Annotated in this window: 23 protein-coding genes; 13 read left to right on the top strand and 10 right to left on the bottom strand. The window is 65.8% G+C overall.

The window, feature by feature from the left end; all coding sequences use genetic code 11:
- Positions 1–626, bottom strand: a 626-nt coding sequence (locus tag EVC45_RS37020) for a PotD/PotF family extracellular solute-binding protein (RefSeq protein WP_129963082.1), incomplete at its 3' end; no start/stop codon positions are given.
- Positions 627–1,120: 494 nt separating this feature from the next.
- Here EVC45_RS37020 and EVC45_RS37025 point away from each other — a divergent pair.
- Positions 1,121–2,014, top strand: coding sequence for a LysR substrate-binding domain-containing protein (locus tag EVC45_RS37025; RefSeq protein WP_129963083.1), 894 nt, complete (start codon positions 1,121–1,123; stop codon positions 2,012–2,014).
- Positions 2,015–2,079: 65 nt separating this feature from the next.
- On the opposite strand, the gene EVC45_RS37030 is transcribed toward EVC45_RS37025, so the two are convergent.
- Complete coding sequence (locus EVC45_RS37030) at positions 2,080–3,138, bottom strand: calcium:proton antiporter (protein ID WP_129963084.1); 1,059 nt, start codon at positions 3,136–3,138, stop codon at positions 2,080–2,082.
- Between the two features lie 402 nt (positions 3,139–3,540).
- On the bottom strand, positions 3,541–3,900 hold the full coding sequence (locus tag EVC45_RS37035) for a BON domain-containing protein (protein ID WP_129963085.1): 360 nt from the start codon (positions 3,898–3,900) through the stop codon (positions 3,541–3,543).
- Between the two features lie 361 nt (positions 3,901–4,261).
- Here EVC45_RS37035 and EVC45_RS37040 point away from each other — a divergent pair, with 361 nt between their 5' ends.
- Entirely contained in the window at positions 4,262–4,888 is a 627-nt protein-coding gene (locus EVC45_RS37040; RefSeq protein WP_129963086.1) for a DNA-3-methyladenine glycosylase, read from the top strand.
- Between the two features lie 305 nt (positions 4,889–5,193).
- A complete protein-coding gene (locus tag EVC45_RS37045) occupies positions 5,194–5,535 on the top strand; it encodes a DUF4148 domain-containing protein (protein ID WP_129963087.1) in 342 nt (113 codons plus the stop codon).
- A 266-nt stretch (positions 5,536–5,801) separates the two neighbouring features.
- On the opposite strand, the gene EVC45_RS37050 is transcribed toward EVC45_RS37045, so the two are convergent.
- On the bottom strand, positions 5,802–6,245 hold the full coding sequence (locus EVC45_RS37050; protein WP_129963088.1) for a CBS domain-containing protein: 444 nt from the start codon (positions 6,243–6,245) through the stop codon (positions 5,802–5,804).
- Between the two features lie 329 nt (positions 6,246–6,574).
- Here EVC45_RS37050 and ribA point away from each other — a divergent pair, with 329 nt between their 5' ends.
- Positions 6,575–7,225 carry a GTP cyclohydrolase II gene (gene ribA, locus EVC45_RS37055; RefSeq protein ID WP_062127657.1) on the top strand — a complete coding sequence of 217 codons (651 nt, stop codon included), beginning with the start codon at positions 6,575–6,577 and terminating at the stop codon, positions 7,223–7,225.
- A gap of 40 nt (positions 7,226–7,265) precedes the next feature.
- On the opposite strand, the gene EVC45_RS37060 is transcribed toward ribA, so the two are convergent.
- Both EVC45_RS37060 and EVC45_RS37065 read right to left on the bottom strand, forming a co-directional pair.
- The gene (locus EVC45_RS37060) at positions 7,266–7,490 is read right to left on the bottom strand and encodes a hypothetical protein (RefSeq protein ID WP_129963089.1); all 225 of its coding nucleotides are present in this window, start codon (positions 7,488–7,490) and stop codon (positions 7,266–7,268) included.
- 78 nt (positions 7,491–7,568) lie between these two features.
- Entirely contained in the window at positions 7,569–8,474 is a 906-nt protein-coding gene (locus EVC45_RS37065) for an NAD(P)H-binding protein (RefSeq protein ID WP_129963090.1), read from the bottom strand.
- 242 nt (positions 8,475–8,716) lie between these two features.
- On the opposite strand from EVC45_RS37065, the gene EVC45_RS37070 reads away from it, so the two are divergent.
- Entirely contained in the window at positions 8,717–9,628 is a 912-nt protein-coding gene (locus EVC45_RS37070; RefSeq protein ID WP_129963091.1) for an AraC family transcriptional regulator, read from the top strand.
- A 55-nt stretch (positions 9,629–9,683) separates the two neighbouring features.
- Here the strand turns inward: EVC45_RS37070 and EVC45_RS37075 are convergent, their stop codons facing one another.
- The 3 genes from EVC45_RS37075 to EVC45_RS37085 all read right to left on the bottom strand — a co-directional run bounded on the left by EVC45_RS37075 (position 9,684) and on the right by EVC45_RS37085 (position 11,934).
- Positions 9,684–10,535, bottom strand: coding sequence for an anti-sigma factor (locus EVC45_RS37075; protein ID WP_129963092.1), 852 nt, complete (start codon positions 10,533–10,535; stop codon positions 9,684–9,686).
- The gene (locus EVC45_RS37080) at positions 10,532–11,050 is read right to left on the bottom strand and encodes a sigma-70 family RNA polymerase sigma factor (RefSeq protein WP_129963093.1); all 519 of its coding nucleotides are present in this window, start codon (positions 11,048–11,050) and stop codon (positions 10,532–10,534) included. Before EVC45_RS37080 ends, EVC45_RS37075 begins: the two co-directional genes overlap by 4 nt.
- A 158-nt stretch (positions 11,051–11,208) precedes the next feature.
- Positions 11,209–11,934 (bottom strand): anti-sigma factor, encoded by a 726-nt coding sequence (locus EVC45_RS37085; RefSeq protein WP_129963094.1) that lies wholly within the window; start codon positions 11,932–11,934, stop codon positions 11,209–11,211.
- A 166-nt stretch (positions 11,935–12,100) separates the two neighbouring features.
- Here EVC45_RS37085 and EVC45_RS37090 point away from each other — a divergent pair, with 166 nt between their 5' ends.
- The 8 genes from EVC45_RS37090 (at position 12,101) to EVC45_RS37125 (ending at position 24,353) form a co-directional block, all read left to right on the top strand.
- The gene (locus EVC45_RS37090; protein WP_129963095.1) at positions 12,101–12,373 is read left to right on the top strand and encodes a DUF4148 domain-containing protein; all 273 of its coding nucleotides are present in this window, start codon (positions 12,101–12,103) and stop codon (positions 12,371–12,373) included.
- Positions 12,374–12,525: 152 nt separating this feature from the next.
- Entirely contained in the window at positions 12,526–13,635 is a 1,110-nt protein-coding gene (locus EVC45_RS37095; RefSeq protein WP_168991605.1) for a catalase family peroxidase, read from the top strand.
- Complete coding sequence (locus tag EVC45_RS37100; protein WP_129963096.1) at positions 13,632–14,171, top strand: cytochrome b; 540 nt, start codon at positions 13,632–13,634, stop codon at positions 14,169–14,171. Before EVC45_RS37095 ends, EVC45_RS37100 begins: the two co-directional genes overlap by 4 nt.
- A gap of 216 nt (positions 14,172–14,387) precedes the next feature.
- Complete coding sequence (locus tag EVC45_RS37105; protein ID WP_129963097.1) at positions 14,388–17,915, top strand: DEAD/DEAH box helicase; 3,528 nt, start codon at positions 14,388–14,390, stop codon at positions 17,913–17,915.
- Between the two features lie 1,039 nt (positions 17,916–18,954).
- A complete protein-coding gene (locus tag EVC45_RS37110) occupies positions 18,955–19,695 on the top strand; it encodes a response regulator transcription factor (protein WP_129963098.1) in 741 nt (246 codons plus the stop codon).
- Between the two features lie 38 nt (positions 19,696–19,733).
- Positions 19,734–21,143 carry a FecR domain-containing protein gene (locus EVC45_RS37115; RefSeq protein ID WP_129963099.1) on the top strand — a complete coding sequence of 470 codons (1,410 nt, stop codon included), beginning with the start codon at positions 19,734–19,736 and terminating at the stop codon, positions 21,141–21,143.
- 66 nt (positions 21,144–21,209) lie between these two features.
- The gene (locus EVC45_RS37120) at positions 21,210–23,696 is read left to right on the top strand and encodes a CHASE2 domain-containing protein (protein WP_129963100.1); all 2,487 of its coding nucleotides are present in this window, start codon (positions 21,210–21,212) and stop codon (positions 23,694–23,696) included.
- Positions 23,697–23,738: 42 nt separating this feature from the next.
- Positions 23,739–24,353, top strand: a complete 615-nt coding sequence (locus tag EVC45_RS37125; protein WP_129963101.1) for a DUF4136 domain-containing protein — start codon at positions 23,739–23,741, stop codon at positions 24,351–24,353.
- 85 nt (positions 24,354–24,438) lie between these two features.
- Here EVC45_RS37125 and EVC45_RS37130 read toward each other — a convergent pair whose 3' ends face one another.
- Entirely contained in the window at positions 24,439–25,407 is a 969-nt protein-coding gene (locus EVC45_RS37130; protein ID WP_129963102.1) for a GDP-mannose 4,6-dehydratase, read from the bottom strand.
- Between the last annotated feature and the right edge of the window lie 232 nt (positions 25,408–25,639).

Here is a 25,639-nt window from a genome sequence, read left to right on the forward strand (position 1 = left end):
AAGCCGGGTTCGATGTTCTGCTGCGAGCCGCCGTTCATCTTCGCGGCGATGATCGCGAGGTCGACCGCTTCGGCCCATTCGGGCGGCGGCAGGAACACGCGGCCGGCGTATCTCGGGTCCCATAGCGCCTCGTACGACGCAGGCGGTGTCTTGATGGTCGCGGTGTTGTAGATCAGGCCGTCGGACCACAGCAGATAGCCGACGCCGAAGCCGTTCGCGCCGGTACGGTACTGCGGCGCGACTTCCTTGAGGTTCGGCAACCTGTCGAGGTCGGGCTTCATCAGCAGGCCCGCGTCGGCGAGACCGGATGCGCCGACGCCCGCAAGCGTGATGACGTCGTAGGTCGGACGGTCGCCCGACGCCTTGACCTTGGCGACCATGCCGGAGGTGCCGTCGGCGCGATCGGCGATCACTTTCGCGCCGGTCTTCGCGGTGAAGGTCGCGGCGATGTTGCGCAGCGCGGCCGTGCCGGTATCGTCCGACCACGTCAGGATGCGCAGCGTCTTGCCGCTGAAGTTGTGCTCCTGCGCGCGCAGATTCAGGAACGGCATCGGCAGCGCGGATGCCGCGAGCGCCGTACCGATGGTCTTGATGGCTTGCCTTCTACCCCGTTTGATCTCTTGCATGGCGATCTCCTGTGTTGAACGCCCGTTGCCCATGATTCGCCGTGACCGTTCCCGGATCTACCGCGTGTGAATGCACTGTAGGTTTGCCAAAATCGCACAACAATCGAAATATGCGCATGGATCGCATGACGTACGCTCATGGCTCGACGTCCGCGAACGTAGCGACGAGCGCTTCGGCGAAGCGCCGGGAAGCTATAGGCGATGGCGTATGCGGGTTAACGTCCATATCCGGCTGAGGAATCGCGGCCTGTGTCGAGGTATGAGGAAAGCTCGGTTCTGGTGCGGTTGCTGAAGGTTTTTTGCACCAGTTCGGTGCGACATTCTGCGGCGACGCGCATTTCCGCGCGTGCCATGAGTCGAACGCATGCGGGTTTGCCCGCGCACCCACTCGTGCGCGCATAGCCGATGGCGTATGCTGTGGGCTTGACGGGCAGGGCGGCGACGCACGCTTTCGCCGCCACGCAATGATTTTTTCTGATCCTGGACGACACCCGATGCGACGCCTACCGCCGCTCAACGCGCTGCAGATTTTCGAAACCGTCGCGCGCCATCGCAGCTTCACGCGTGCCGCCGATCATCTGTGCCTGACGCAAGGCGCGGTCAGCCGGCAGATCATCGCGCTCGAGGAGTACTACAAGTTTCCGCTGTTCAAGCGTCACGCAAAAGGACTGACGCTGACCGCCGAAGGCGAAATGCTGCTGCCGGCGGTCAAGGAGAGCTTCGCGCGGATCGAGGAAATGTCGCTGCGCCTAACGAGGCAGCGCACCGATCTCGCGCTAAAGGTGCCGACCTGCGTGATGCGCTGGATGCTGCCGAAAATCATGCGCTTCCAGTCCGAATATCCCGACCTGCACGTGCAGATCACCACCACCTGGCAGCACGATGTCGATTTCCAGAGCGAGCCGTTCGACGCGGCGATCATCTATGGTTCGTCGCCCGGTGCGGACGTGCAGGCGGTGTCGCTGTTCGAGGAGCGTCTGACGCCGGTCTGCACGCCCGAACTGCTGAAGGACAAGCCGCTCGCGCAAGTGGGCGATCTCGCGCGCCACACGCTGCTGCATCCGACGCGCGACCATCGCGACTGGAAGATGTGGCTCGCGAAAATCGCGGAAACCGATGCGACGGGCGCCGCCACGATCGACGCGGAGCTCGGCCCGAGCTTCGATACGCTCGACATGGCGACCAACGCTGCCGCACAGGGCTTCGGCGTCGCGATCAGCGATCTCGCGCTGATCGACGAGGACGTCGCGGCGCGGCGCCTGGTGCGGCCGTTCGATATGGTGCTGAAGACCGGTTGGCGCTATTACTTCGTGTATCCGGACGCGGTCGCGCAACAGCAGAAGCTGAATCTGTTCCGCGACTGGATCGTCGAGCATTGGGAAGAGTGAGAGTGCCGTCCGGCCGTCCCATACGCCGGTCAGGCATCAGATCACGGCGCGAACGACAGAAACAGCTAGGCCGTGAACAGCGACAGATGGACGGCGCCTTGCAGAATCGTCGTGCGTCCGGTGCTGAGCGTCAGCGTGGCGACCACCAGCGTGAGCGCGAGCAGCACCATGTCCTTGCCGTTGATGCCGAGCACGATGGGCTGACCGATGTACAGGAAGACGCCGGCGACGGTGGGAATGGTCAGGCCGATACTCGCCAGCGCCGAGCCAAGCGCGAGGTTCAGGCTGGTCTGCAGACGATCGGCGTGTGCCGCTCGCACCGCCGCGAGCCCTTCCGGCAACAGCACCAGCGACGCAATCACGATACCGACCACCGCCGGCGGCGCGCCCGCGCCCAGCACGGCGGATTCGATCGTCGGCGACAGCACTTTCGCGAGCAGCACCACCGCGACGAGGCTCACCAGCAGCAGCACGCCGCTGATGGCCGCGAGGCGCGCGCCCGGCGGCTCGGCATGGACGTCTTCGTCGGGCACGCCGGCGAGGAAGTAGTCGCGATGGCGCACCGTCTGCACGAACACGAACACGCAGTACAGCACCAGCGACGACACGCCGGCAAACGCGAGCTGCGACGGCGACAGGACCGGCCCGGCGCTGGTGGTGGTGAAGTTCGGCATCACGAGCGTCAGCACCGACAGCGACGCGAGCACCGCCAGCGCGGCCGCCGCGCCGCGGCTCTGGAAGTCCTGTTCCCGATGGTGGATGCCTCCGACCAGCAGACACAGCCCGACGAGCCCGTTGCAGACGATCATCACGGCCGCGAATACCGTATCGCGCGCGAGGCCGGCTTTTTCGGGACCGGACGTCAGCATCACCGACACGATCAGCGCCACTTCGATCACCGTGACGGCGACCGCCAGCACCAGCGTGCCAAACGGCTCGCCGACGCGATGCGCGACCACTTCGGCATGATGGACGGCGGCAAACACGGCCGCGCAAAGCGACACGCCGACCACCGCGAGCAGCAGCGCGTTACCCGGCATCGCGTAGGCGGCACCGAGCACGATCCAGCCGACGATCGGCGCGGCGAGGGTCCAGCGGGGCAAGACGGTCGCGGGCGAAGTCATGCGGCCTTCCTTTCGGTGCGTGTTTTAACTTGAAGTAAAGTCTCAGAAAGAGACGTTAAGTCATTAAATTATCACGGATAAATCATTTTGTTGAAAGCCGTTGCTGCTCGGTCGGATCGTCATCGCCACGGGCAGATCGCACGGCAGCAAATTCGGTATGCGGACCTTCCGGGCGTCAGTGGTGCCGTGCAAGGACTAGCCGTCGCGACGCATGTCGCGCGTTCAAAATATCGCGGTTTCGGGGGCGCGGGGGGAATCGCCGCGTCGGGTGGTGCGAGGGCCGCACCGTGAGGCAGTGGTGTCGAGCGCTGGGCGGAGGGGGAATTGGCGTCGGGGCAGAGCTTTCCGCCCACGACGCCAGCTTGCTGCTCTTACTGCAACTTCTTCGGCTGTTCGACCGGCTTACTGGCCGATCGCGCGGATCGTCAGTGCGTTCTTCACCGACGTCACGCCTGCCACGCCTTGAGCGGCGTTCGTCGCGAGTTCGATCTGAGACTGATCCGGCACCGAGCCTTCCAGCGTGACTGCGCCGTCGCGCGCGCGCACGATGATGTTGCCGACGGTCACGCCCTTCGTACGTGCGAGCGTCGCGCGGACCTTCTTCTGCAGTGCGCGATTAGCCTGCTTAGCCTGCTTGGCGGTCGGTGCCGCTGCCGCCGGGGCTGCGGTCGCGGCCGCATCGCTGCTTTGCGCGTACGCGTTGAGGGAAGCGAGAACGACCAGCGCGCCACCGATCATCTTGATTGCCGAGAATGCTTTCATTCAACCTCTCCTGTTGTCGTAGAACGTCGATCCCCCGAATGGGGTCGATTTTTTTGCACCAGCGGGTACAGCGGGATTCAATGCAAATGCAGCAGCCGTGCGCACACTTTCAGCCGAGTCGCATGTCTCCGCGAGCCGCGAAGCGCGCCGAAACATGCAAACGGCCGTGTGAACGGCCGGAAGCACACAATACAGCAATTAGTGCCATGTTGAGGTCCATGGCGCAGAAAATGAGGCTTCGGTACAACGAATTTCCCGTTCGTAACCGGTCGATGGCGTGGAAAGTGGGCGATTGCGCGCTGCTCGCGAGGCCGTAGGATTCAGCACCGATGTCAGCACCCGATTCAAGGACACCCAGCGCATGCGACACGAAGCTCTTCCCATCCGCCCGTTGCGCCGCGACGATCTACCATTCGACACCGTCGATCTCGCGCGCTTCATGGTCGGCAAATATCTCGTGCACGATCTGCCCGAAGGACGGCTGAGCGGACGCATCGTCGAGACCGAGGCGTATCCGCTCGGCGATTCGACGAGCCATGCGTTCATGGGGCGTCGTCCGCACAACGGATCGATGTTCCTCGCGCGCGGCCATGCGTATGTGCGGCTGACCTACGGCGTGTCGTACATGCTCAACATGTCATCCGAGGCGGAGGAGGTCGGCGCCGGCATCCTGCTGCGCGCGATCGAACCGCTCGAAGGACTCGCGCTGATGGAAGCGCGCCGTCCCGGCGTGCCGCTGCGCGATCTCGCTCGCGGACCCGGCCGGCTGACGGTGGCGTTCGGCATCGGCAAGGCTTTCGACGGGCACGATCTGTGTACGGGACGGGGGCTATGGATCGGCGTGATCGAGACCGGCGCACCGATCGGCGTGACGACGCGCATCGGCCTGTCGCGCGAGATGCACCAGCCGCTGCGATTTTTCGAGCCGGGCAGCGCGTTCGTCAGCGGCCCGCGCAAGCTGCTGACGATTCCGCATTCGGGCGCATGATTTCGCGGTCTCGCACGCGTACGTTAAATCAGACGTTTCGGCGCGCAAAACGGAGCAAATTCTACTCAGATGACAAGTATTTCGGAAACATCAGACGCAACGGTGACGAGCCGGCCAATTGTTACCCGGAAGACCAGGCTAACGGAAGCGGTTCCACAATATTCCCTGGCATTATTGCGAACCGAACAATTTTCTATCTCGAAATTAAGGGTTTTCCCTCGACGATATGGTGACTAGACTGAAGTCATTCGCTGGACACCACCGTGTCGGCGATGCAGAAAAAACCAGATTGGAGGGAAATCATCATGAAATCGCTGATCAAGGCAGTTGTCATTGCAGCCGTTGTCGTCGCACCGGTCGTATCGTTCGCTCAGTCGAGCCAGCAGCCGATCACCCGCGCGGAAGTCCGCAGCGAACTGATCCAGTTGGAGCACGCGGGCTATAACCCGTCGACCTCGAACGACGCGAATTACCCGGCCGACGCCCAGGCCGCCGAACAGCGCGTGCAAGCGCAAAATCCGGTCGTCGCGCAAACCCAGCCGACCGCCGATACCAGCGGTTATGGCGCGCCGATGAGCGGATCGACGCAAGCGGGCGGCATGGCGCAACCGATGACCGGCGCGAAGAGCGTCTATTTCGGTAACTGATTTCCGTAACTGAGCACGCAGCACGATGCTGTGCGCCGTTGCAAAGGGCGCACAGCGTTTCATACCAGCTACTGTTTCAAACGAGCGCGCAGCACCCATGCGCCCGCGAGCGTGTCATCCGTGCGCGCGTTGCGTTCCTCTTTCCGAAGGAACCTCCGCTGCCGCAAGGTAGCTTGGCCCAAGCTGTTCGAGGCTTGGGCTTTTTTTGCATCCGGTCCCGCGCGGATGACCGCTATGGCGTCGCTCGACGAGAGCCGTGCTGCCTGTCAGAGCCGTTCGCCGTGAATATAGAACTCGAGTTGCTGGATCGTGAACTGCTGTTCCGCGATGATGTCCTTCACGAGGTCTCCAATCGACACCATGCCGACCAGCCGATCCTTGTCGATGACCGGCAGGTGACGCATGCGCCGCTCGGTCATCAGCGCCATGCACTCTTCGGTCGTCTGGTCCGGACGAACGAAGCGCACCGCCTTGCTCATGATGTCGCGCACCGGAGTCGCCTTCGACGATCGGTCCATCAGCACCACCTTGCGCGCGTAGTCGCGCTCCGTAATGATGCCGGCGATGCTGTCGCCGTCCGTCACCACCAGCGCGCCGATGCCTTTCTCGGCCATCAACCGGATCGCCTCGTAGACGGAATCGTCGGCGCCGATCGTGTAGACGTCGGAGGGGTTCGGTTTCGTTTTAAGAAGCTGTGCAACGCTTGTCATGGAGCGGCTCCGTTTCGCAGTGCAGCACGCCGAAGTGGCGCACTGTCGTGAGGGACAGGCGATTCCAGTATAGGCGCGACGTGCACCCGCGGTACACCGGGAATACCTCGGGCACGCCAGACGATGCGGGCTGGCTTGACGAGGTTCGCGCGAGCCCGTTTCGCGTCTCGTGCGCGTGTTACGCGAGTGCTTCGAGGGGCTTGTCGCGGGGCGGCGTCCCATGGTCGCGAAGGGGCATCCGCGTGCGGCATGCCGATTAGCGGTAAACTCGCAGTCCACACCTTAACCCCGGCTCGACCGGGTTCATGCCAGCACCATAGTTCAACGCCATGCTCACGTCTCAGGATTCATCGCCCGCAGCGGACGGCGCCGTCACCGGCGAATGCGTCGTGCTCGACGCCACCGCCACGCTGCCCACGCGCTACGGCACGTTCACTTCCTATGTGTTTCGCGTGGTCGACAGCGGCGCCGAACATCTCGCGCTCGTGATGGGCGATGTCGCCAATCAGTCGTCCGTGCTGACGCGCCTGCATTCGGAGTGTCTGACGGGCGACGTGCTCGGCTCCTATCGCTGCGACTGCGGCGAGCAGCTCGATCTCGCGCTGCGCTATATCGCGGCAGAGGGTTGCGGCGTGCTGCTGTATCTGCGCGGCCACGAAGGGCGCGGCATCGGCCTGTCGAACAAGATCCGCGCGTATGCGCTGCAGGAGCAGGGGCGCGATACCGTCGAAGCCAACCTCGATCTCGGCCTGCCCGACGATTCGCGCGAATACGATTCGGCCGCGGGCATTCTGCGCACGCTGAAGGTCACGTCGGTGCGGTTGATGAGCAACAACCCCGAGAAGTTCGACACGCTGTCGAAGCACGGCATTCCGGTGTGCGAGCGTGTCGCGCTCGCGATTCCGATGCGCGAGGAAAACGAGCGCTATATCCGCACGAAGCAGCTGAAGTTCGGGCATTACTTCGACGAGAACGAATAAGCCGGCTCGCTTCGCCCGGGCGCTCGGCGTGACTGAAAATCTAGAACACGCTGAAATCGTCGTTGCTGTCGGGAATCGCGGCAAGCAGGTCGGCCAGCGCGCGCCAGCCGATCAGGCTCGATAGCGTCATCCCCACGCGCAGCCAGCGCTCGGCACGCGAGCCGGACTTCGTTGGCGGTGTGGGCGCTCTACGCCGTATCTGCCGCGTTGCGCTTTTCGTTGTTCGGGCGTCGATCGATGCGCGACGCAACGGGCAGGTCTGCATGCCGTCTCTCCAGTGTTGAACGCCTTCGACGCTGCTCGCTTCGCGCCTCGCCGTGCGTTTGCCGCAGGTCCACGCGGCTTACCGGGCCGCCGCTTCCGTACCGGTCACGCGCGATAGCAGCGCCCCCAATACCTGTCGCAACGACGTGGCGCCGAAGCGTCGCTCGCTGACGTTCGCCTCCACGTCGATGCGGCCGGCGTTGTGCGCGTCGTACAGATCGACGATCAGTTGCGCGTGCCGCTCGCCGAGTCCGGCGCCGCGCAGCATGGCACTCCATTCGTCGCGAGGCATGCGGTGGGCGGCGATCGGCCGCCCCGACAGTTCCGCCAGGGTGCGCGCGACGTCGAGCGCGCTGACCCGCTCTTTCCCTTCGATACTGACCACTCGCTGCTTCGCGCGCGAAGGTCCTTCGTCGAGCAGCAACTGCGCGGCAAGCTCGCCGACGTCCTGCGCGGCGACGGTCGGAAACAGCTTGTCGAGCGGATCATGCAGACTCGGCAACACGCTCCGGCCGAGCGCGACCGGCAGCACCCGCGCCCAGTTCTGCATGTGCTCGGCGGCGCGCAACAAGATCAGCGACGAAGCGACGCCGCGCAACTGCGTTTCGAGGTAGTGGAACAGCGTCGTGATGCCGGTACCGTCCGCGTGCTCGGCGCCGTAGTCGGATAGCGCGAGGAGTCGCGGCGGCGCGGCCGAGCGCAACGCGGCGGCGCCCGCGTCGATGATGTGCCGCATCGCCGCCGCGGGATCGTCGTGCGCGTGCGGCACCGGACAGAGCCATTGCACTGCCTGCGCGCCGCGGATGGCGCGAGCGACCGAACCGGCGTCGTTCAGGTCGGCGAGCGCGATCTCGCATCCCATTGCCGCGAGCGCTCCGGCCTGCGCTGCGTCGCGCACCACTGCGCGTACTTCGTGGCCCGCCCGACGCAAGGCGCTTGCACTCGCATGTCCCACGTGACCGGTCGCTCCGAAAATGACGAACACGTCGTGCTCCTTTTGATGATGGCGTTGACGTGATGGTAGGGACGCCGCGCCCGCGTGGCGCGCAGATCCGGATGACTTTGCGCGGATATGGATGATTTTTTTTCGACGATGCCGCGCAGGTCGCGCGGAACGCGTCGGCTGTCCGCGAGCTACTACGAAATTCCGTCACTCCGGCGCACCCGTCGAAAACGCCGCACAATGCTGGCATCTCGCCGTCATTCAGGTCCCTCAGGAGACAAGCGATGAACGCCGTCACCCCGATTCCCGCGCCCGCGCCGCACAGCGGCTCGCGCATCGCCGTGCGCACGAGCGGGGCGCTCGGCTGGCGAGGCTTCGGTGCGGAGCTGGTCGATGTGTCGGCCGGTTTGCATCGGATACCCGCGTTTCGCCATCACCGGGTGGGCGTACACGTCGGCGCGCCGGTGACCGCGCGCTGTCTGTGCGATGCGCGCCGCCACACGCGGATTCAGGCGCACGGCGACGCGGACGTGATCCCCGCGGGGCTAGAAGGTCAGTGGCACGATGACGCGGCCTGCACGATTTTCAGCATCTGGTTTGCCGAGGATTTCGCGCGACGGACCGTCGAGCAACTCGCGTTGAAGTCGGCCGACACGCAGCTGCGGCCGCGCTTCCAGATGCGCGATCCGCGCTTTCAGCATCTCGCGTGGGCGCTGCGCGCGGAGCTCGAAGCGGACGACGTATCCGATCCGCTTTACGCCGAAAGTCTGTGCACGGCGATGCTGGTGCGTCTGATGGGCGTCGGACCCATCCCCGGCAACCGGCGGCGCACGCTCGCGCCGCGCACGGCCGCGCGCGTGATCGAGTTCATCGACGCGCATCTCGATCAGCGTCTGACGCTCGATGAGCTCGCCATCCAGGCGCAACTGAGCGTGCCGCATTTCAAGGCGCTGTTTCGCGGCACACTCGGTGTGCCCGTGCATCAGTACGTGATACAGCGCAGGGTGGAGCGTGCGCGAACGCTGCTGCTGCAAGGACGCCTCAGCGCAAGCCAGATCGCGCTCGAGACCGGCTTTGCGCATCAGAGCCATATGGCGCACTGGATGTCGCGTTTGCTGGGCGTGACGCCGCGTGAAGTGCGCGGTGCCGCGCGCGACGACACGGCGATGTCGGGGCTGGTGAGACTACAAGATTAGGGCGTCAGGCCGGCGGCGCGCCACCCTTATCCCAGTGGCGCAACGCATTTCCGCGTCAACCGGGTGCGGCCCCTGTCAACTGCGCATAGACATCGTGCGCGAGCTGCAACAGCTCCTTGCGATCGATCCCCCCCGACACCGCATAGCCGAAATCGCCGTCGACCCAATAGAACACGTTGACGGGCCCCGCCTGATACAGCTTGAACGCCGTCGTATTCGCGTTCTCGCGACGATGCGAGATGCACAGCGTGACGCGCTCGCCGTTCGGTCCGCGGTACATGAACTGCGCAGTCGGGCCATCGTCGCCGGGCAGCAGGCGGCCGCCCGACAGCATGAAACCGCTTTTCGACAGCATCGGCGGGTGGACCTGGGTGCCGAGCCGGTTTGCGAGCCATTGCACGAAGTCCTGCTCGTGATCGGCGCTCATGTCGCTCGGCCGATCGATCGCCGGCATGTACACGACATGCGCGACCGCCGCCTGGCGAGCGAAGCTCTCGGCGCTGTCCGCGCTGACCGGACGATTTCCTGCCTGGGTAGCGGCCCCTGCGTCGGTCTGATCGATCGCAACGGGCGGAATCAGATCGTTCCTGTGCATGCCGATGCCCACGCCGAGCACGAGCGCGGCAGCCATGCCCGCGAACTGCGCGGCAAAACGCGGCCAGTTCGCGGCCGCTCGCGCGCGGCGCGGCGCGCCGCTCTGCAGCCGCTTCGGCACCGGCTCGCTGAGCACGCGGTCGTAGCGCTCGTGAAGCAGACCATTGAGCGAAAAGTAATCGCTGATGCGCGCGGCCAGCTCCGGATTCTGTTCGAGCGCGCGTTCCACCTCGTCGCGGCGCTCTCCGGACAGCGTGCCGTCCACGTACGCGTGCAAGTCTTCTTCGCCGATCGGCATTTGCGGCTCGCTCATCGCACCACCTGTAATTTCGCACCGGGCTGGGCGCCCGCCATCAAAGCCCGCAGCCGTTCGCGTCCGCGCGACAGCCGCGACATCACCGTGCCGATCGGAATGTTCAGCGCGAGCGCGACATCGGCATAGCTCATTTCCTCCAGACCGACCAGCAGCACCACCTCGCGCTGTTCGACCGGCAGCCGCTGCAGCGCGTAATCGAGATCGCGCATTTCGAGTGAACGCGTCTGGCCCGACGGCACCGCGAGCTCGCTTTCGGCGATGCTGTCGTCGTCGACCGCGACGTGGACCGCGCGCGCCGACGCCTTGCGCGCCTGATTCGCGAACACGTTGTGCATGATCGTGAAGAGCCACGCGCGCAGATCGGTGCCCGGCTGGAACAGCCCGGTGCGGCCGAGCGCGCGCTCGAGCGTGTCCTGCACGAGGTCGTCGGCGAGCTCGCGATTGTTGATCAGCGCCCGCGCGTAGCGCCGCAGACGCGGCACGTGCTCGATCAGCTCGTCACGGACATCCATGGTCGATCCCGGTCAGGGGGCGTGGGGGTGGCATCGGCTTCACTCGCATCGGTATCGATACGCGCCGGGCCGGTCGCGAAGGCTTCCGTCGCACGATGCGTTCGAGCTGCAAACACCTGTCAGCGCATTTTATTCCGCGCGGGCCCAGCGCACCGGCGTCAGCGCGCGGTCATCACATCGGCGGCGCGCATCAGGCCGTGGGTGCGCGCATTGCCCGCGACGACGAAGCGCTGCCGCTGCGCGGTCCACGTCAACAGCCGCAGCTCGCCGATGCGGCGCGCGGCCCACTGCGGCTCGTCGCGCGCAAACGGCGCCATGGCCGACAGCACCACCACCGGCTGCTGATCGCCGTTCAGATAGACGAGTTCGTCCGCGCGCTGCAATGGCCCGAGCCGCAGCACGCGTTGCTCGACGAGGCGCAGGCCGATCGCGCCGAGATCCGGCGCGGCCGGATCGGCGCGCGTGGGCGACGCCGAGGAAAAGGGCCGCGCGGTGGCTTCGGCGAGCGCCATCACGGCGGCATTGTCGAGCGCTTGTGCGGACACTTGAGTCGCCGCGAGCCAGCCGCTGACGGCGATCAGCAGCAGCGCGAGCGTAACGAGCGCGATCAGCGTTCGGCGCCCGCGCCCGGCCGGGTGCGGGCGCCGGCGTAGCCGGCGCGAGCCGCCGAGGTGCCCATGCGCGGGCTCGTCCGTGGTCTGAAACGTGGCCTGGATCTGTGCGTTCAAGCGGTCGTAAAAGGCGACCCGGCGTGCTTCCGCCGGATGCTTGCCGAGATAGTCGCGCAGCGCCGCGGCGCGCTCGGGTGTCAGCGTGCCGTCGGCATAGGCCTGAATGTCGCCTTCGGTGGGCGGCAAGCCGGAGGGGTGGTCGGTCGAAGTCATGGTGATGCGCGGTCTTGATGGCGGCTATCCGACGGCAAACACGGCTGCGCGGGTGTTTATTCCCAGCGCCAGCGATGTTTTTTTCGCACGGCGAATGCAGGAATAAACGCCGCCGGCGCGTGGTTCTCCCTGGTGCGAACCCGCACAACTCTCCAAGGAGTCGATCATGAAAAAGCTTTCGTTCATCGCTTTGTCGTTCGTCGTTCTCGCCGCTTCGTCGAGCGCATTTGCGCAGGCCAAGACCCGTGCTCAGGTGTACCAGGAATTGATCGAGGCCCAGCAGAACGGTCTCGACTACATCACCGACGCGTCGTACCCCGACGTCAGTCCCGTCTTCGCACGTCAGGTCGAGCAGCACAAGATGGCGCTCGCCACGCAAGCGGCCAACGCCGCAAGCCACGTTGCGAACTCGGGCGCGCCGGCGGTCGGCACCCATTGAAGCCGCATCGGCCATCGGCGCGCGAACGGGGTTGGACGGGCGCGCCGGTGCCGGATGGAATAGATCGTCACGCGGCGTGTTTGCCCGTACGTTGGTCGATCAGTCGAGCGACCCATCGATCGATTCATCGATCCATCCGGCAAGGAGTTTCCGTGACACAACCCTCTGTACCCACACCCAATCCCACCGGCTCCGGCCCGCGGCCGATCTGCGTGCCGTGCCGGCTCGCCGCGATCGGCGCGGCCGTGCTCGCGCTTGCGGGCGGCTTCGCGTACACCGCGGGCTGGCTCACCCCCTCGCGTCTGACCGCGCCGCGCATTATCGATACGTTCGAGGCGGTCGCGGGCCAGCATCCCGGCTATCGGCGCAATCACGCCAAAGGCCTGTGCGTCGAGGGCTATTTCGACAGCAACGGCAATGGCGCGGCGCTGTCGCACGCGGCGGTGTTCGAGCCGGGCCGCACGCCGGTGTCTGGCCGCTTCGCGGTGCCCGGCGGCAACCCGTCCGCGCCCGATACGAGCTCGCCGGTGCGCAGTCTCGCGCTGCAGTTCCGGCTTCACGATGGCGAACAGTGGCGTACCGGTATGAACTCGACGCCGGTGTTCGCGGTGCATACACCCGCGCAGTTCTATCAGCAGTTGCTGGCCGCGAAGCCCGACCCCGCGACCGGCAAGCCGGACCCCGCGAAGCTGAAGGCGTTCTATGCGGCCAATCCCGAGACGCAACCGTTCCAGCGCTGGGTCAAGGCGCACGCGCCGTCGTCGAGCCTTGCGAACGCCGCTTACTACGGCATCAACGCGTTTCTGTTTACCGATGCCCACGGCACGACGCGCGCGGTGCGCTGGGCCGTCGTGCCCGACACGGCGTACGCGCCGATCACCGCGGCGCAGCAGGCCGAAAAGAACTTCCTCGCCGCCGATCTCGATGAGCGTTTGCAACAGGGGCCGCTGCGCTGGCATCTGGTGTTGACCGTCGCGCAACCAGGCGACCCGACCAGCGACGCGACGCTGCAATGGCCCGACGACCGTCAGCGCGTCGACGCGGGGACGCTCGTGATCGAACGCACGACGTCGCAGGAAGACGGCACCTGCCGCGACATCAACTTCGATCCGACGATCGTGCCCGCCGGCATCGCGCCATCGGACGATCCGCTGCTCGCCGCGCGTTCGGCGGCCTACGCGCTGTCGTTCCAGCGCCGCACGCGCGAGGAGGCGCTGCATCCCGAGATCCATCGAACCCAGCAAATCGGAGAGCACTCATGACGCGCACCGGCACTCATTTCAGTCCGCTCGCGCGGCTGCTGCACTGGACGATGGCGCCGCTAATCGTCGCGATGCTGTTTATCGGCGTGGGCATGGTGGCGACGGTATCGCGTGCCCATGACACGCTGGTCGCGCTGCATCGGCCGCTCGGCATCGCCTTGCTGCTGCTCGTGCTGGTGCGGCTCGCGGTGCGCGTCACGCGCGGCAGTCCGCCATTGCCCACCCGCATGTCGAAGCCTCAACGACTGGCGGCGCATGCGTCGCACTTCGTGTTGTACGGGCTGATGCTCGCGATGCCGCTGATCGGCTGGGCGATGCTGTCGGCGGCCGGCTATCCGGTCACGCTGTTCGGTCCGCTGCATCTGCCGCCGATCGCGCCGCACGACGTCGCGCTGTTCGCGCTGCTGCGCGCGCTGCATACGTGGCTCGCGTTCGCGTTGTTCGCGACGGTGCTGCTGCATCTGGCGGCGGCGTTGTTGCATGGGCTGATCCTGCGTGACGGGGTGTGGGGCAGCATGGCGCGCGGAGGACGCTGACAGCGGTCGAATCGGCCGGGCCGCGGCTCGGGCGGACCGGTCCCGAACTGCCCGATCGGCCGCCCCTGCGATTTTCGTCCAACGCGTAAAATGGCCGGTTACCACAGGCAAATCGCGGCTGGACAGAATCGGCCGGGAGTCGCGAGTGAGCGTCGCCCGGCGCACTGTTTTGGAGCACGCGCTTGCCTTCGCCGGTTTGAACAGGAATGCACGCGGATGTCGTCAGTTTTCTTCGATCGGGAAAGCATTGCGGAATGGCTCGGTGAGCACACCGTCGCCAAGGCGCGCTCGGTGGGCGCGGTCAGCAACGTCAAATGGCAGGGCGACACGCTGTCGGGCGACGTGCAGGGCTCGCAGCCGCAGCCGTACCGGACGCGGGTTCGCTTTCGTACCGATGGCGGGTCGCCGTGGGCCGAAGGTGCATGCACGTGCCCGGTCGGCCGTAATTGCAAGCACGTCGCGGCCCTGCTGCTCGCGGAACTCGACTACCACGACGAGATGGATCACATCACGCAGGTCGAGGACGACAGCGATCCGGCAACGTCGGAGGTGTTCATCGCGCGACGGATCACGGTCCCGGGCGTGCTGCCGTCCGCATCGCCATCACCGTCTTCATCTCCCGGTGTGCGCCCCGAACTGGTCAGTTGGCTCGAGCGGTTTCGCGCGCGCGCTCGCGCGGCCGACGCCGCCGCCGAAAAAGATGCCGCCCGCAAGGTGGAAACGCCACGCAAGGAAACGCTCGCCTATCGGCTCAACTGGTCGCGTTTCCATCTGCGCCACGAAGTCGTGCTGCATCGCGCGCGCTGCGACGCGGACGGCGTGATCGTCGAAGTCGGCGACAGCTGGGGCGACGTCGAGGGCGCGCTGCTCAGGCAGCCGCGCTTCGTGTCCGACGAAGACCTGTCGATCCTGCGCGGCCTGTGGCTCGGCCGCTCGCGCGAGGATTTGGGCCAGTTCGTGCTGCGCGGCACGAGCGGCGCGGAGACGCTGCAAAAGCTGATCGCGACCGGGCGCCTGTTCTTCGACTTCAGGATCGCGCCGGGGCAGGTCGGACCGACGCCGCTCGCGCGCGCCGCCGACCGGCCCGGGCGCATCGAATGGGAGCCGCTCGCCGACGAGCGCCTGCGTCCGGTGCTGCGCACCGAACCGCGCGCGAGCATGGTGCTGCCGACCGAGCCGGTCTGGTACGTGGACGGCGTCGCCAACGAGGCGGGCGTGGTGCCGCTGTCGCTGCCGTTCCAGCAACTGCCCGATTACCTCGCGATGCCGCCGATCTCGCTCGCCGAAGCGCCGCTCGTTGCGTCGGTGTTGCGCGAGATCGCGCCCGAGCTGCCGCTGCCGCCGACCCACGACGCGCCCGCGATCCGGGTGATCGACGTCGAGCCGGTGCCGGTGCTGACGCTGAACAGCCACGCGCTGCCCGGCGCGGCGAAGGGTATCAAAACGGCGAAATCGGCGAAATCCGCGAAGACCGCGGAGCGCAAGTCCGCGGCGGTCGAGCTGGCCGCCGCGAGCTTCGATTACGACGGCGTCAGCATCAACGCCGACAGCAGCGTGACGCTGGTGCCGCTGCCGGGCGGCGACGTGATTCACATCCGCCGGCGCTACGACGCTGAAAAAAAGCGTCTGCTGGAATTGCGCAAGACCGGTCTGCAAAAGGTGCCGACGCGCAACATGCAGGCGTCGCGTCTGTTGCCCGACACGATGCTCGGTCTGCCCGACACCGACGCGTGGTCCGAGTTCGTCAACGACGCGGTGCCGGATCTGCTCGCGAAGGGCTGGCGCGTGACGATGGCGCCCGAGTTCCGCTACAACGTGATCGAGATCGACGCGATCGACGGTACCGCGCAGCAAGCCGGCGACGGCTGGTTCGATCTGGAGATGGGCATCCGCGTCGGCGAGCGCAACGTGCGGCTCGAGCCGCTGCTGGCCGACCTGTTCCGGCGCGACCGGCGCTGGCTCTCCGGCGCGCTGGAAAGCATCCGCGACGACGAGCCGATCGAACTGAAGACCGAGGAGAACAAGCGCCTGCGGCTGCGCGCCGATCGTCTGAAGCCGGTGGTGCGGGTGCTGGTCGATCTGTTCGATTCACTCGGCGGCGCGCTTGCCGAAGGCGTGCCGCTGCGGGTGCCCGCGGTCGACGCCGGCCGTCTCGATGCGCTGCACGACACCGGCCGCTGGCAGTTCAGCGGCGACGACTCGATCCGCGAACTCGCGCGCCGCCTGCAAGCCGGTCCGGGTCTGCGCGAAGTGCCGGTGCCGCGCGGTCTGAAGGCCGAACTGCGTGCGTATCAGCATCAGGGCCTGAACTGGATGCAGTTCCTGCGCGAACAGGATCTGGCCGGCGTGCTGGCCGACGACATGGGGCTCGGCAAAACCGTGCAGACGCTCGCGCACATTCTCGCGGAGAAGGAGGCGGGGCGGCTTACGAACCCCGCGCTGATCGTCGTGCCGACCACGCTCGTGCACAACTGGCGCGAGGAAGCGCGCCGCTTCGCACCGGAACTGAAAGTGCTGGCGCTGAACGGGCCGCAGAGGAAGGAGCGCTTCGAGCAGATCGGCGAACACGAACTGATCCTGACCACTTATGCGCTGCTGTGGCGCGATCAGAAAGTGCTCGCCGAACACGACTACCATCTGCTGATTCTCGACGAGGCGCAGTACGTGAAGAACGCGAGCACCAAGGCCGCGCAGGCGATTCGCGGCTTGCGCGCGAGGCATCGGCTGTGTCTGACGGGCACGCCGCTCGAGAATCATCTCGGCGAACTGTGGTCGCAGTTCGATTTTCTGCTGCCGGGCTTTCTCGGCAGCCAGAAGGACTTCACGCGACGCTGGCGCAACCCGATCGAAAAGAACGGCGACGACGTGCGCCGCGCGTTGCTCGCGCGCCGGATCCGGCCGTTCATGCTGCGCCGTCGCAAGGACGAGGTTGCAAAGGAGTTGCCGCCGAAGACGACGATCGTGTGCCCGGTCGATCTCGAAGGCGCGCAGCGCGACCTGTACGAAACCGTGCGCACGGCGATGCAGCAGAAGGTGCGCGCGGCGGTCAGCGCGCAGGGGCTCGCGCGCAGCCACATCATCGTGCTCGATGCGTTGCTGAAGCTGCGCCAGGTGTGCTGCGATCCGCGGCTCGTGCGCATCGCCAGCGGTATCACGGACGGCTCGGGCGTGGGCGCGGGAGCGGTCGCCGGCGGCGGCGAGCGCGCGATGCGCTCGGCCAAGCTCGATCTGCTGCTGTCGATGCTGCCCGAGCTGATCGAGGAGGGGCGTCGCGTGCTGCTGTTCTCGCAGTTCACCGGCATGCTCGCGCTGATCGCCGAGGCGCTCGACGAAGCCGCGATCCCGTACGCGATGCTGACGGGCGACACGGCCGATCGCGTGAGCCCGGTCGAGCGATTCCAGCAGGGCGAGGTGCCGCTGTTCCTGATCAGCCTGAAGGCGGGCGGCGTGGGGCTGAACCTGACCGCCGCCGACACGGTGATCCACTACGACCCGTGGTGGAACCCGGCGGCCGAAAACCAGGCGACCGACCGCGCGCATCGGCTGGGACAGGACAAGCCGGTCTTCGTGTACAAGTTGATCGCGGCCGGCAGCATCGAGGAAAAGATCGTCGAACTGCAGGAGCACAAGGCCGGGCTCGCCGACAGCATTCTCGCGGAAGACGCGGCGGGCGCCGCGAAGTTCTCGGACGATGACCTGGACGCGCTGTTCGCGCCAATGCCGGAGATCGAAGGCGCGCGCTGACCGCGCGAGCTAGCGACCGAACCAGGCAACGCAGATGGGTCGCGCGGGCACACAAGTGGAAGATCTGACGCGTTGACGCAACGCCAAAGGGGCCAGACTGTAACAAAAAGTCTGTGTGTGTAAATTGTCGGCGAAGGGGACTTCAACTCATACCAATTTGGGACTCGCGCGGTGTAAGACTTGCGAGTCGGGCGCAAGCTTACGGCGTGTAATAAATGCTTGTGCAGCGGTTACAAAGGAAGTTCTTTCATCTTGAGCACGGCTTTGCGGCGGGCTAATGTAACGTTACTCGCGCGGTTAGACCCCGGCGAGCGTGTGTAGTGTTTTTGAGCGGCGTTGCTTCGACAGGAGCGACGCCGCATTTTTTTGCCCGCGACCCTGACGCGATGCATCACGTGCTGGCGGTCCGTCACGCGTGACACTTCTGCATCGATTCGCCCAATGCATACCAGTCGGACGCCTTCCTACAATTTGAGGCTTGCGTTTTGCTTTCGATTTTGTCAATTACCCCGAATGGCAACTCACCGGCGGCGAAATCTAACAATGTTTAAACGATTTATTTTGAGATTATTCTTATACTGAATACGCAATTGTTAAATAAGAGTACTTTGAAGGAATCTTAAGGCCGATAAGCGGACGTGTGACCAAAGTCCGCGCCATCAAGGCTCTGCGATCCTGCAATGTGACTTCCTCGCGCGCGCCGCCCGGTGCTGGCCGAGCGGAGGAACGTAAAAAACGCGTCAACTGTTTTCAATTAGGGTTTTTCGCGACGGATTGTCGGTACACGGCAAGCGAGACAAATGAGGGTTTTCGATTATCATGATCTGCCCTGCATAATCGCTATGGAAATTAGATATATGCGCTGATTTCGGCTTCACGAAAGCAGCGTCATGGCGGGGGTACGGCGAGGGGCCATTAATCAGGAAGTAGCAGCCGGAGTTTTTTGGGAAGCCGGATCGGCGGTGCTGTGCCGTCATCCCGGTCGTCAGCCGATTTACCGGCCGTCAGCCACGAAGGCGCTGTTGCGTTGTGGGGTTTTATGAGAATTGCTGTCCTCGATGATGATTCGGCTCAGGCCGATCTTGTGTGTCAAACGCTGTCCGCCGCAGGACATGTCTGTCACGCGTTTGGCGCAGGGCGCGAACTCGTGCGCCAGTTGCGTCGCCAGACGTTCGACCTGCTGGTGCTCGACTGGAACGTTCCCGACATGTCGGGCGAAGAGGTGCTGCGCTGGGTGCGCGAAAGCCTGTCCGAGCGCTTGCCGGTGCTGTTCATCACGAGCCGCGGTCGGGAAACCGACATCACTTCGATTCTGAATATCGGTGCGGACGACTACCTGGTCAAACCCGTGTCAGGGGCGGTGTTGCTCGCGCGGGTCGGCTCGCTGCTGCGCCGCGCCTATTACCTGAAGCCGCCGGCGACCAGGGAAGTGTTCGGCGACTTCGAGTTCGACCTGAGCGCCAAGCACGTCGTCGTGCGAGGCACGCCGGTCTCCGTCACACAGAAAGAGTTCGAACTCGCGCTGCTGCTGTTCCAGCATATGAGCCGGCCGCTGTCGCGCGCACACATTCTCGACGTGATCTGGAAACAGGCCACCGACATCCCGTCCCGCACGATGGACACCCACGTGTCGATGTTGCGCAGCAAGCTCGGTCTGCGCCCGGAGCAGGGTTATCGTCTCACGCCGATCTACGGCTATGGTTACCGCCTCGAACGGATCGAAGTCGACACGCCCCCGGCCGCCGACGACGAACCCACTGAAGAAGCGGGGGAGGCGTGACGGCCTGCATGGATCGGGCAGTGTGCGGCAGTGCCTCCATGCCCGGCCGTCGCGCGGCCGCGTGGCTTGCCGCGGCCTGTCTGATTGCAACGGGCGCGTCCGGCTGGAGCGCGCTCGCGCACGCGCAGCCTGCGCGCGGCAAGTCCGGTGCGAAGGCGTCGCCGGTCTACGCTTCGTACACGACGCACGAAGGCGACACGCTGTACGAGATCGCCGCCCGCTACATGGCCGACCCGACCGACTGGGCGCTGTTGAGCAGCCTCAATCACGTGCCCGCGCCGCGCCGCATGCCGGCCGGCATCGTGCTGCGTCTGCCGTCCCCAAGGCTGCGCCAGGATCGCGACACGGCGCGGGTGGTCGCAACCAGCGGTCCGGTCGAGCACGCGTTCGACTCGAGCCCTTACCTGCCGTTGAAAACCGGTGCAACGCTTGCCGAAGGCGACCGCTTGCGTACCGGCGCGAACGGTTTCGTGACGCTCGAACTGCCCGACGGCTCGTACCTGACGGTCGCGCAGAACGGCGAACTCAATATCGAGAAGCTGCGGCACGTCACGCTGACCGGCGCGGCCGATCGCATCTTCGACCTGCACGCCGGCGAGGTGGAGAGCCAGGTCACGCATGCGACGAAACGCGACGATCGCTTCCAGATCCGTTCGCCTTCAGTGGTCGCCGGGGTGCGCGGCACGCGTTTTCGCGTCGACTACGACGGCGGCACGCAGACCACCGCGGTGGCCGTGCTCGATGGCGCGGTCGGCGTCGATCCGGCCACGCGGCATGGCCAGAGCGCCGCGCCGGCGCCGGGCAGACCATTGCAGGCGTCAGAGCAACTGGTCAAGGCAAGCTTCGGCAACGTCACGCACTCGGGCGGCGCGATCGGCAGTCCGGTCCAGCTGTTGCCTGCACCCGCGCTCGCGAAGCCTGCACACGTGCAGGACGGTAAAACCGTCGCGTTCGACGTCAACCCCGCCGAGCATGCGGTCGGCTATCGGCTGCAGATTTCGCACGACGCCGATCAGCTCGACCTGGTGCGCGACCTGCGCGTGAGCGCGCCGCACGCCGACTTCGGCGACCTGCCGGACGGCACGTACTTCGTGCGGGTCGCGTCGACCGATAGCAACGGCCTCGACGGCCTGCCGAACGTGTACGCGTTCGAGCGCCGCCAGTTAGGGCTGGACGCGTCGGCCGCGCAGCGTGCGAATAGCCGCGACTACGAATTCCGCTGGTTCGTCAGCCACAGCGACGTGCCGACGCGTTTCCGCTTCGTGCTCGCGAAGACGGCCGATCTGAGCCAACCCGTGATCGATCGCACCGATCTGCCCGGCGGCGAACTCGTGATCACCGATCTGCCGCCGGGCGTCTATTACTGGACGATCGTCGCCGAGCAGTTCGACAACGGCCGCTTCTACGAAAAGAGCAGTCCGGTCCGCTCCTTTACGCTGGCGCGCTGACGCTGTTAGATTCACGGGGCCGGCCTGCTGGCCGATCCGTGCTCCAGTTCCCGACCCCATCGCCCTTTGCACGCCACTTCTACGCGACTGAGCCTCGATCCGCGCGCCCGTTTCGGCCGGCGCGCCGACCGGCGCTTTCTGATCGAGTGGGTCAGCGTCGGCTGCCTCGGCCTCGTGGTGATCCTGCTGACGTCGTTCGGGCACATCGGCGCCTCCGTCGATCTGCTGGTGTACGACCAGTTTCTGAAGCTGCGCGGGCAGCCGCTGCTGTCCGACATCGTCGTCGTCGAGATCGACAACGCCAGCATCGACCAGCTCGGCCGCTGGCCGTGGTCGCGCAGCGTGCACGCGCGGCTGCTCGAGCAGATCGCCGCGGCCAAACCCGCCGCGGTGATCTACGACGTGCTGTTCACCGAGCCCAACGTCGACGACGCCCAGCTCGGCCATGCAATCGCGCTGAGCCCGACCTATCTGCCCGTGCTGCTGGCCCCGCCCGACGCGAGCGGTGAGCGCACCGTCGACGAACCCGTCGCGCCGCTCGCGCAGGCCGCGGCTGGGCTCGGTCACATCAATTTCGAGGTGGACAGCGACGGCATCGTGCGCAGCGTCGCCCGCTTCCAGGGCGACGAGCGAGCGCGCTGGCCGCAGCTGACGGTGCTCGTCGCCGACGCGGTCGAACGCGGCAAGCTGCATCTGCGCGGCGGGCTGCCGCCGCGCCGCTCGAACGAGCCTGCGCGCGGCAGCGACGACGGCGGCGAAGACCGCTTCCTGATTCCGTTCGGCCCGAACGCCGCGAACTGCGCGAAGCTCAGTTTCGCCGACGTGCTCGCCGGCAAGGTGCCGACCGATCAGCTGCGCGGGCGCATCGTGGTGATCGGCGTGACGGCGTCGGGCCTGTACGACCGCTTCGCGACGCCGGTATCGGGCGAGCTCGGTCCGCTGCCCGGCGCCTACATCCACGCGAACGTGCTCGACACGCTGCTGACCGGCCGCGAGATCCAGCCGGTCGCGCTGTGGGTCGTGTTCGCGGCGGCTCTCGGGCCGCTGGCCGCGCTGCTTGCCGGCTTTCTCGTGCTGTCGCCGCGCCGCTCGCTATTGCTGACCGGCGCGCTGATAGTGCTCGCCGCGGCCGGCAGCGCGCTGCTGCTCTACGGCGGCCGGCTGTGGATCTCGCCGGTGCCGGCGATTCTCGGCGTCGTGATCGTCTATCCGATCTGGAACTGGCGGCGCCTCGAAATGACGATGGCGTATCTGCGAGGCGAGCTGCAACGTCTCGCCGACGAGCCGCATCTGCTGCCCGAAACGCCGAAGCGCCGCCGCGAGTTCGGCGGCGACGTGCTGGAACAGCACATGGCGCTGATGGCTCAGGCCGCGCAACGGGTGCAGGACATGAAGCGCTTCGTGTGGGACAGCCTCGACAGCGTGCCGGAGCCGATTCTCGTCAGCGACGTGGGCGGCGTCGTGCTGATCGCAAATCACGCGGCGAAAGCACATTTCGCGCGGCTCGGCGCGTCGATGCCCGAGGGCCAGCCGATGCGTAGCGTGCTCGGCGGCCTCACGCTCGTCAAGACGATCGACGCCGGCGCGGCCTCGGACAACGAGCGCAATCTGTCCGCGCACGCGCACTGGCCGGCATTGCTCGATCCGACGCGCGGCGAGTTCGCGGCGCTGATGGCGCAGGGCGTCGAGGTGCGCGACGCGAACGAGCGCGACCATCTGCTGCGCTATGCGACCTGCACTAACGCGCAGGGTGAGACGACCGGCTGGATCGCCGGTCTCGTCGACGTGTCGGCGCTGCATGCGGCCGAGCGTCAGCGCGAAGACGCGCTGCGGCTGCTGTCGCACGACATGCGCTCGCCGCAGGCGTCGATCATTGCGCTGGTCGAGATCGAGCGCGCGCGGACCGAGCCGGCGCTGGCGCGCAGCCTGCTCGAGCGGATCGAACGCTACGCGCAACGCGCGCTCACGCTCGCCGACGACTTCGTGCAACTGGCGCGCGCCGAATCGCAGGCCTATGTGCTCGAGCCGCTGAGCCTGACCGAGCTGGTGATCGATGCGAGCGACGAGGTCTGGCCGCAGGCGCACGCGAAGCGCATCACGCTGCATACGGAAACCGGGGCCGACACCGACGACGATCCGTGGATCTGCGCCGACCGCTCACTGATGACACGCGCGCTCGTCAACATTCTGAACAACGCGGTCAAGTACAGTCCGCCCGACACGCGCATCGTGTGCAGCTTCGCGAGCCAGCCTGCGGCAAAGCGCGCGGGCAGCGCGGCGCCGCGCGTGTCGTGCACGATCCGCGACCAGGGCTATGGCATTCCGAAGGAGCAGCAAGCGGGGCTGTTCGAGCGCTTTCGCCGTTTTCACGAGGCGGAGCGGCCGGAAGTGGGCGGTGCGGGGCTCGGCATGGCGTTCATCAAAACCGTCGTCACGCGCCACGGGGGCAGCGTCGAGGTGGTCAGCGCGCCCGGCGAGGGGACGGCCTTTACGATCTGGCTGCCCGCGCTCGACGACGCGCCACTCGACCAATTGAGCTCACCGCGCGCGTGAGGCGCCTTCGACGTATTCGATGTACTGGAGAGAAAACAAGAAATGACAAAGATCGCTCATCTCTGCGCGGCGTTGGCCGCGGCGAGCCTCAGCGCTTGCACCGGCCTTGGCGCCGATGTACACGCCGTCTCCGGTAACGGTGCCGACCACGCCGTTGCGATGCAAGGCGAGCAGACCTATTCGCTCGCGCGCACGCAGCCGCAGGACGATAGCGCCGACCATCCACAAGCCGAAAAGCTGCTGCGCGACGAGCTGTCGAAAGATGGGTTCGTCGATACGGCGGGGAAGCCCGCGCACTATCTGCTGTCGATCGCGTATAGCACGCGGCCGGCGTCGATCGGCATCGGCGGTGAGGAATGCGCGCCTCCCGATTGCGGCGCGGGCAGCGACGGTCCAGCCGCGCTGCTGTTCGGGCGCGAGTATCAGCATGCGCTGACGCTGCGCTTTTTCGACTACGCGAGCGGCACGGAGCGCTACAAGGTCAGCGCGGTGTTCTTGGATCGCCACGCGGACCCGCTGCGTGCGCTGCCGCTGCTCGTGAAAGCCGCGCTCGCGAAGCTGCCGTTCGACGCGCCGGCCGACTGGCGCGTGAAGCTCAGTATCGACAAGGCGAGCGGTGCGCCGAACGTCGAGTCGATGAAGCCGCTGCAGCGTTGAGACGTAGCCGGGGTTGTAGGGGCGGTGCCACGGCGGCTGTCTACATCAGTTATTCCTGTGCCGGCTCATCCGGATCATGAGGCGACTAGCTAATCGCATTCACGGTTTTTGGATCGCCAGCCCTCAGCATCCAGCGCAAGGTGTCGATGAACGGAATGGATTCGACGGTCGGCACCAGCGAGCGCAGCTTGACCGGCGATCCGGCGAGCATCTTCACCTCCGTTCGCCGGACGAAAGCCGGGTTCACGCGGATTTCCAGTTCATGGCCCGTCAGGTCGCTCGCCGACGACAGGATGTCGCGCAGGGTATAAGGCGTGCCCGTGCAGACGTTGACGGTCTCCCCCGCAGCCTGCGAATCGAGTAGCGCTTCGTACACGCTCGCCACGTAACGCACGTCGGAAAAATCGCGCGCCACGTCGATATTGCCCAGTTCGATGGACGACTCACGGCGCGCGAAATGCTCGACGATCTTTGGTACGAGAAAGTTCGAGGTCTGTCCGCGGCCAGTGTAGTTGAAGGGCCGCACGATCACGATCGGCAACTGGTCGAACCAGGTGCGCACCATCGTTTCCATCGCCGCCTTGCTTGCCGCGTAGTGATTGACCGGGCGGGTGGCGAAGGTTTCGTCGATCGCATCGCTGGTCACGTTGCCGTAGACGTTCGCGCTGCTCGCAATCAGCAGCTTGCGCGGCGTATGGCCAATCTGCGCGCAGGCTTCCAGCAGATTCAGCGTGCCGATCACATTTACGCGATAAAAATCTAGAGGATCGTCATGTCCGACGAAGCTGATCGCGGCCAGATGCACGATGTAATCGGGTCGTACGCGATCGATCGCGCTCCGGCACGCATCCGGCGACGTGATGTCTAGCCGCAGGCGCGTCGGCGTCTCCGGCTGGTCGCCGGCGCCCATTGTCTCGATTACGGTGTGGCCACGAGCACGCAATTTTTCGACCAGATAACGGCCAGTGAAACCGCTCGCACCGGTAACGAGCGTACGGATTGGTTGCCCCGCCTGAGAAAACGGCACGCTCTTTTCTTCTGTGGAGATTGTCATGTTGTAGCGCAATATCGCCGGGTGTCAGGAATCACGCCCGCTGCGGCCCCTTAGCGCAATATCAAAATTTCGAGCATATATTATGCCATGCTGACCACCGCGGAATGCGGCGCAGTCTCGCGTCTTTACCACGAATTTCGAACTGCTCCGTGTCGTCTGATGCTCGCTCCGCCAGTTGAAAGCGCTGCGGTGCCATGACGTAGCCTCGGGTCGCCGAGGCCGTCCACACGCG

This window comes from Paraburkholderia sp. UYCP14C (genome assembly GCF_004197395.1).
GTDB lineage: Bacteria > Pseudomonadota > Gammaproteobacteria > Burkholderiales > Burkholderiaceae > Paraburkholderia.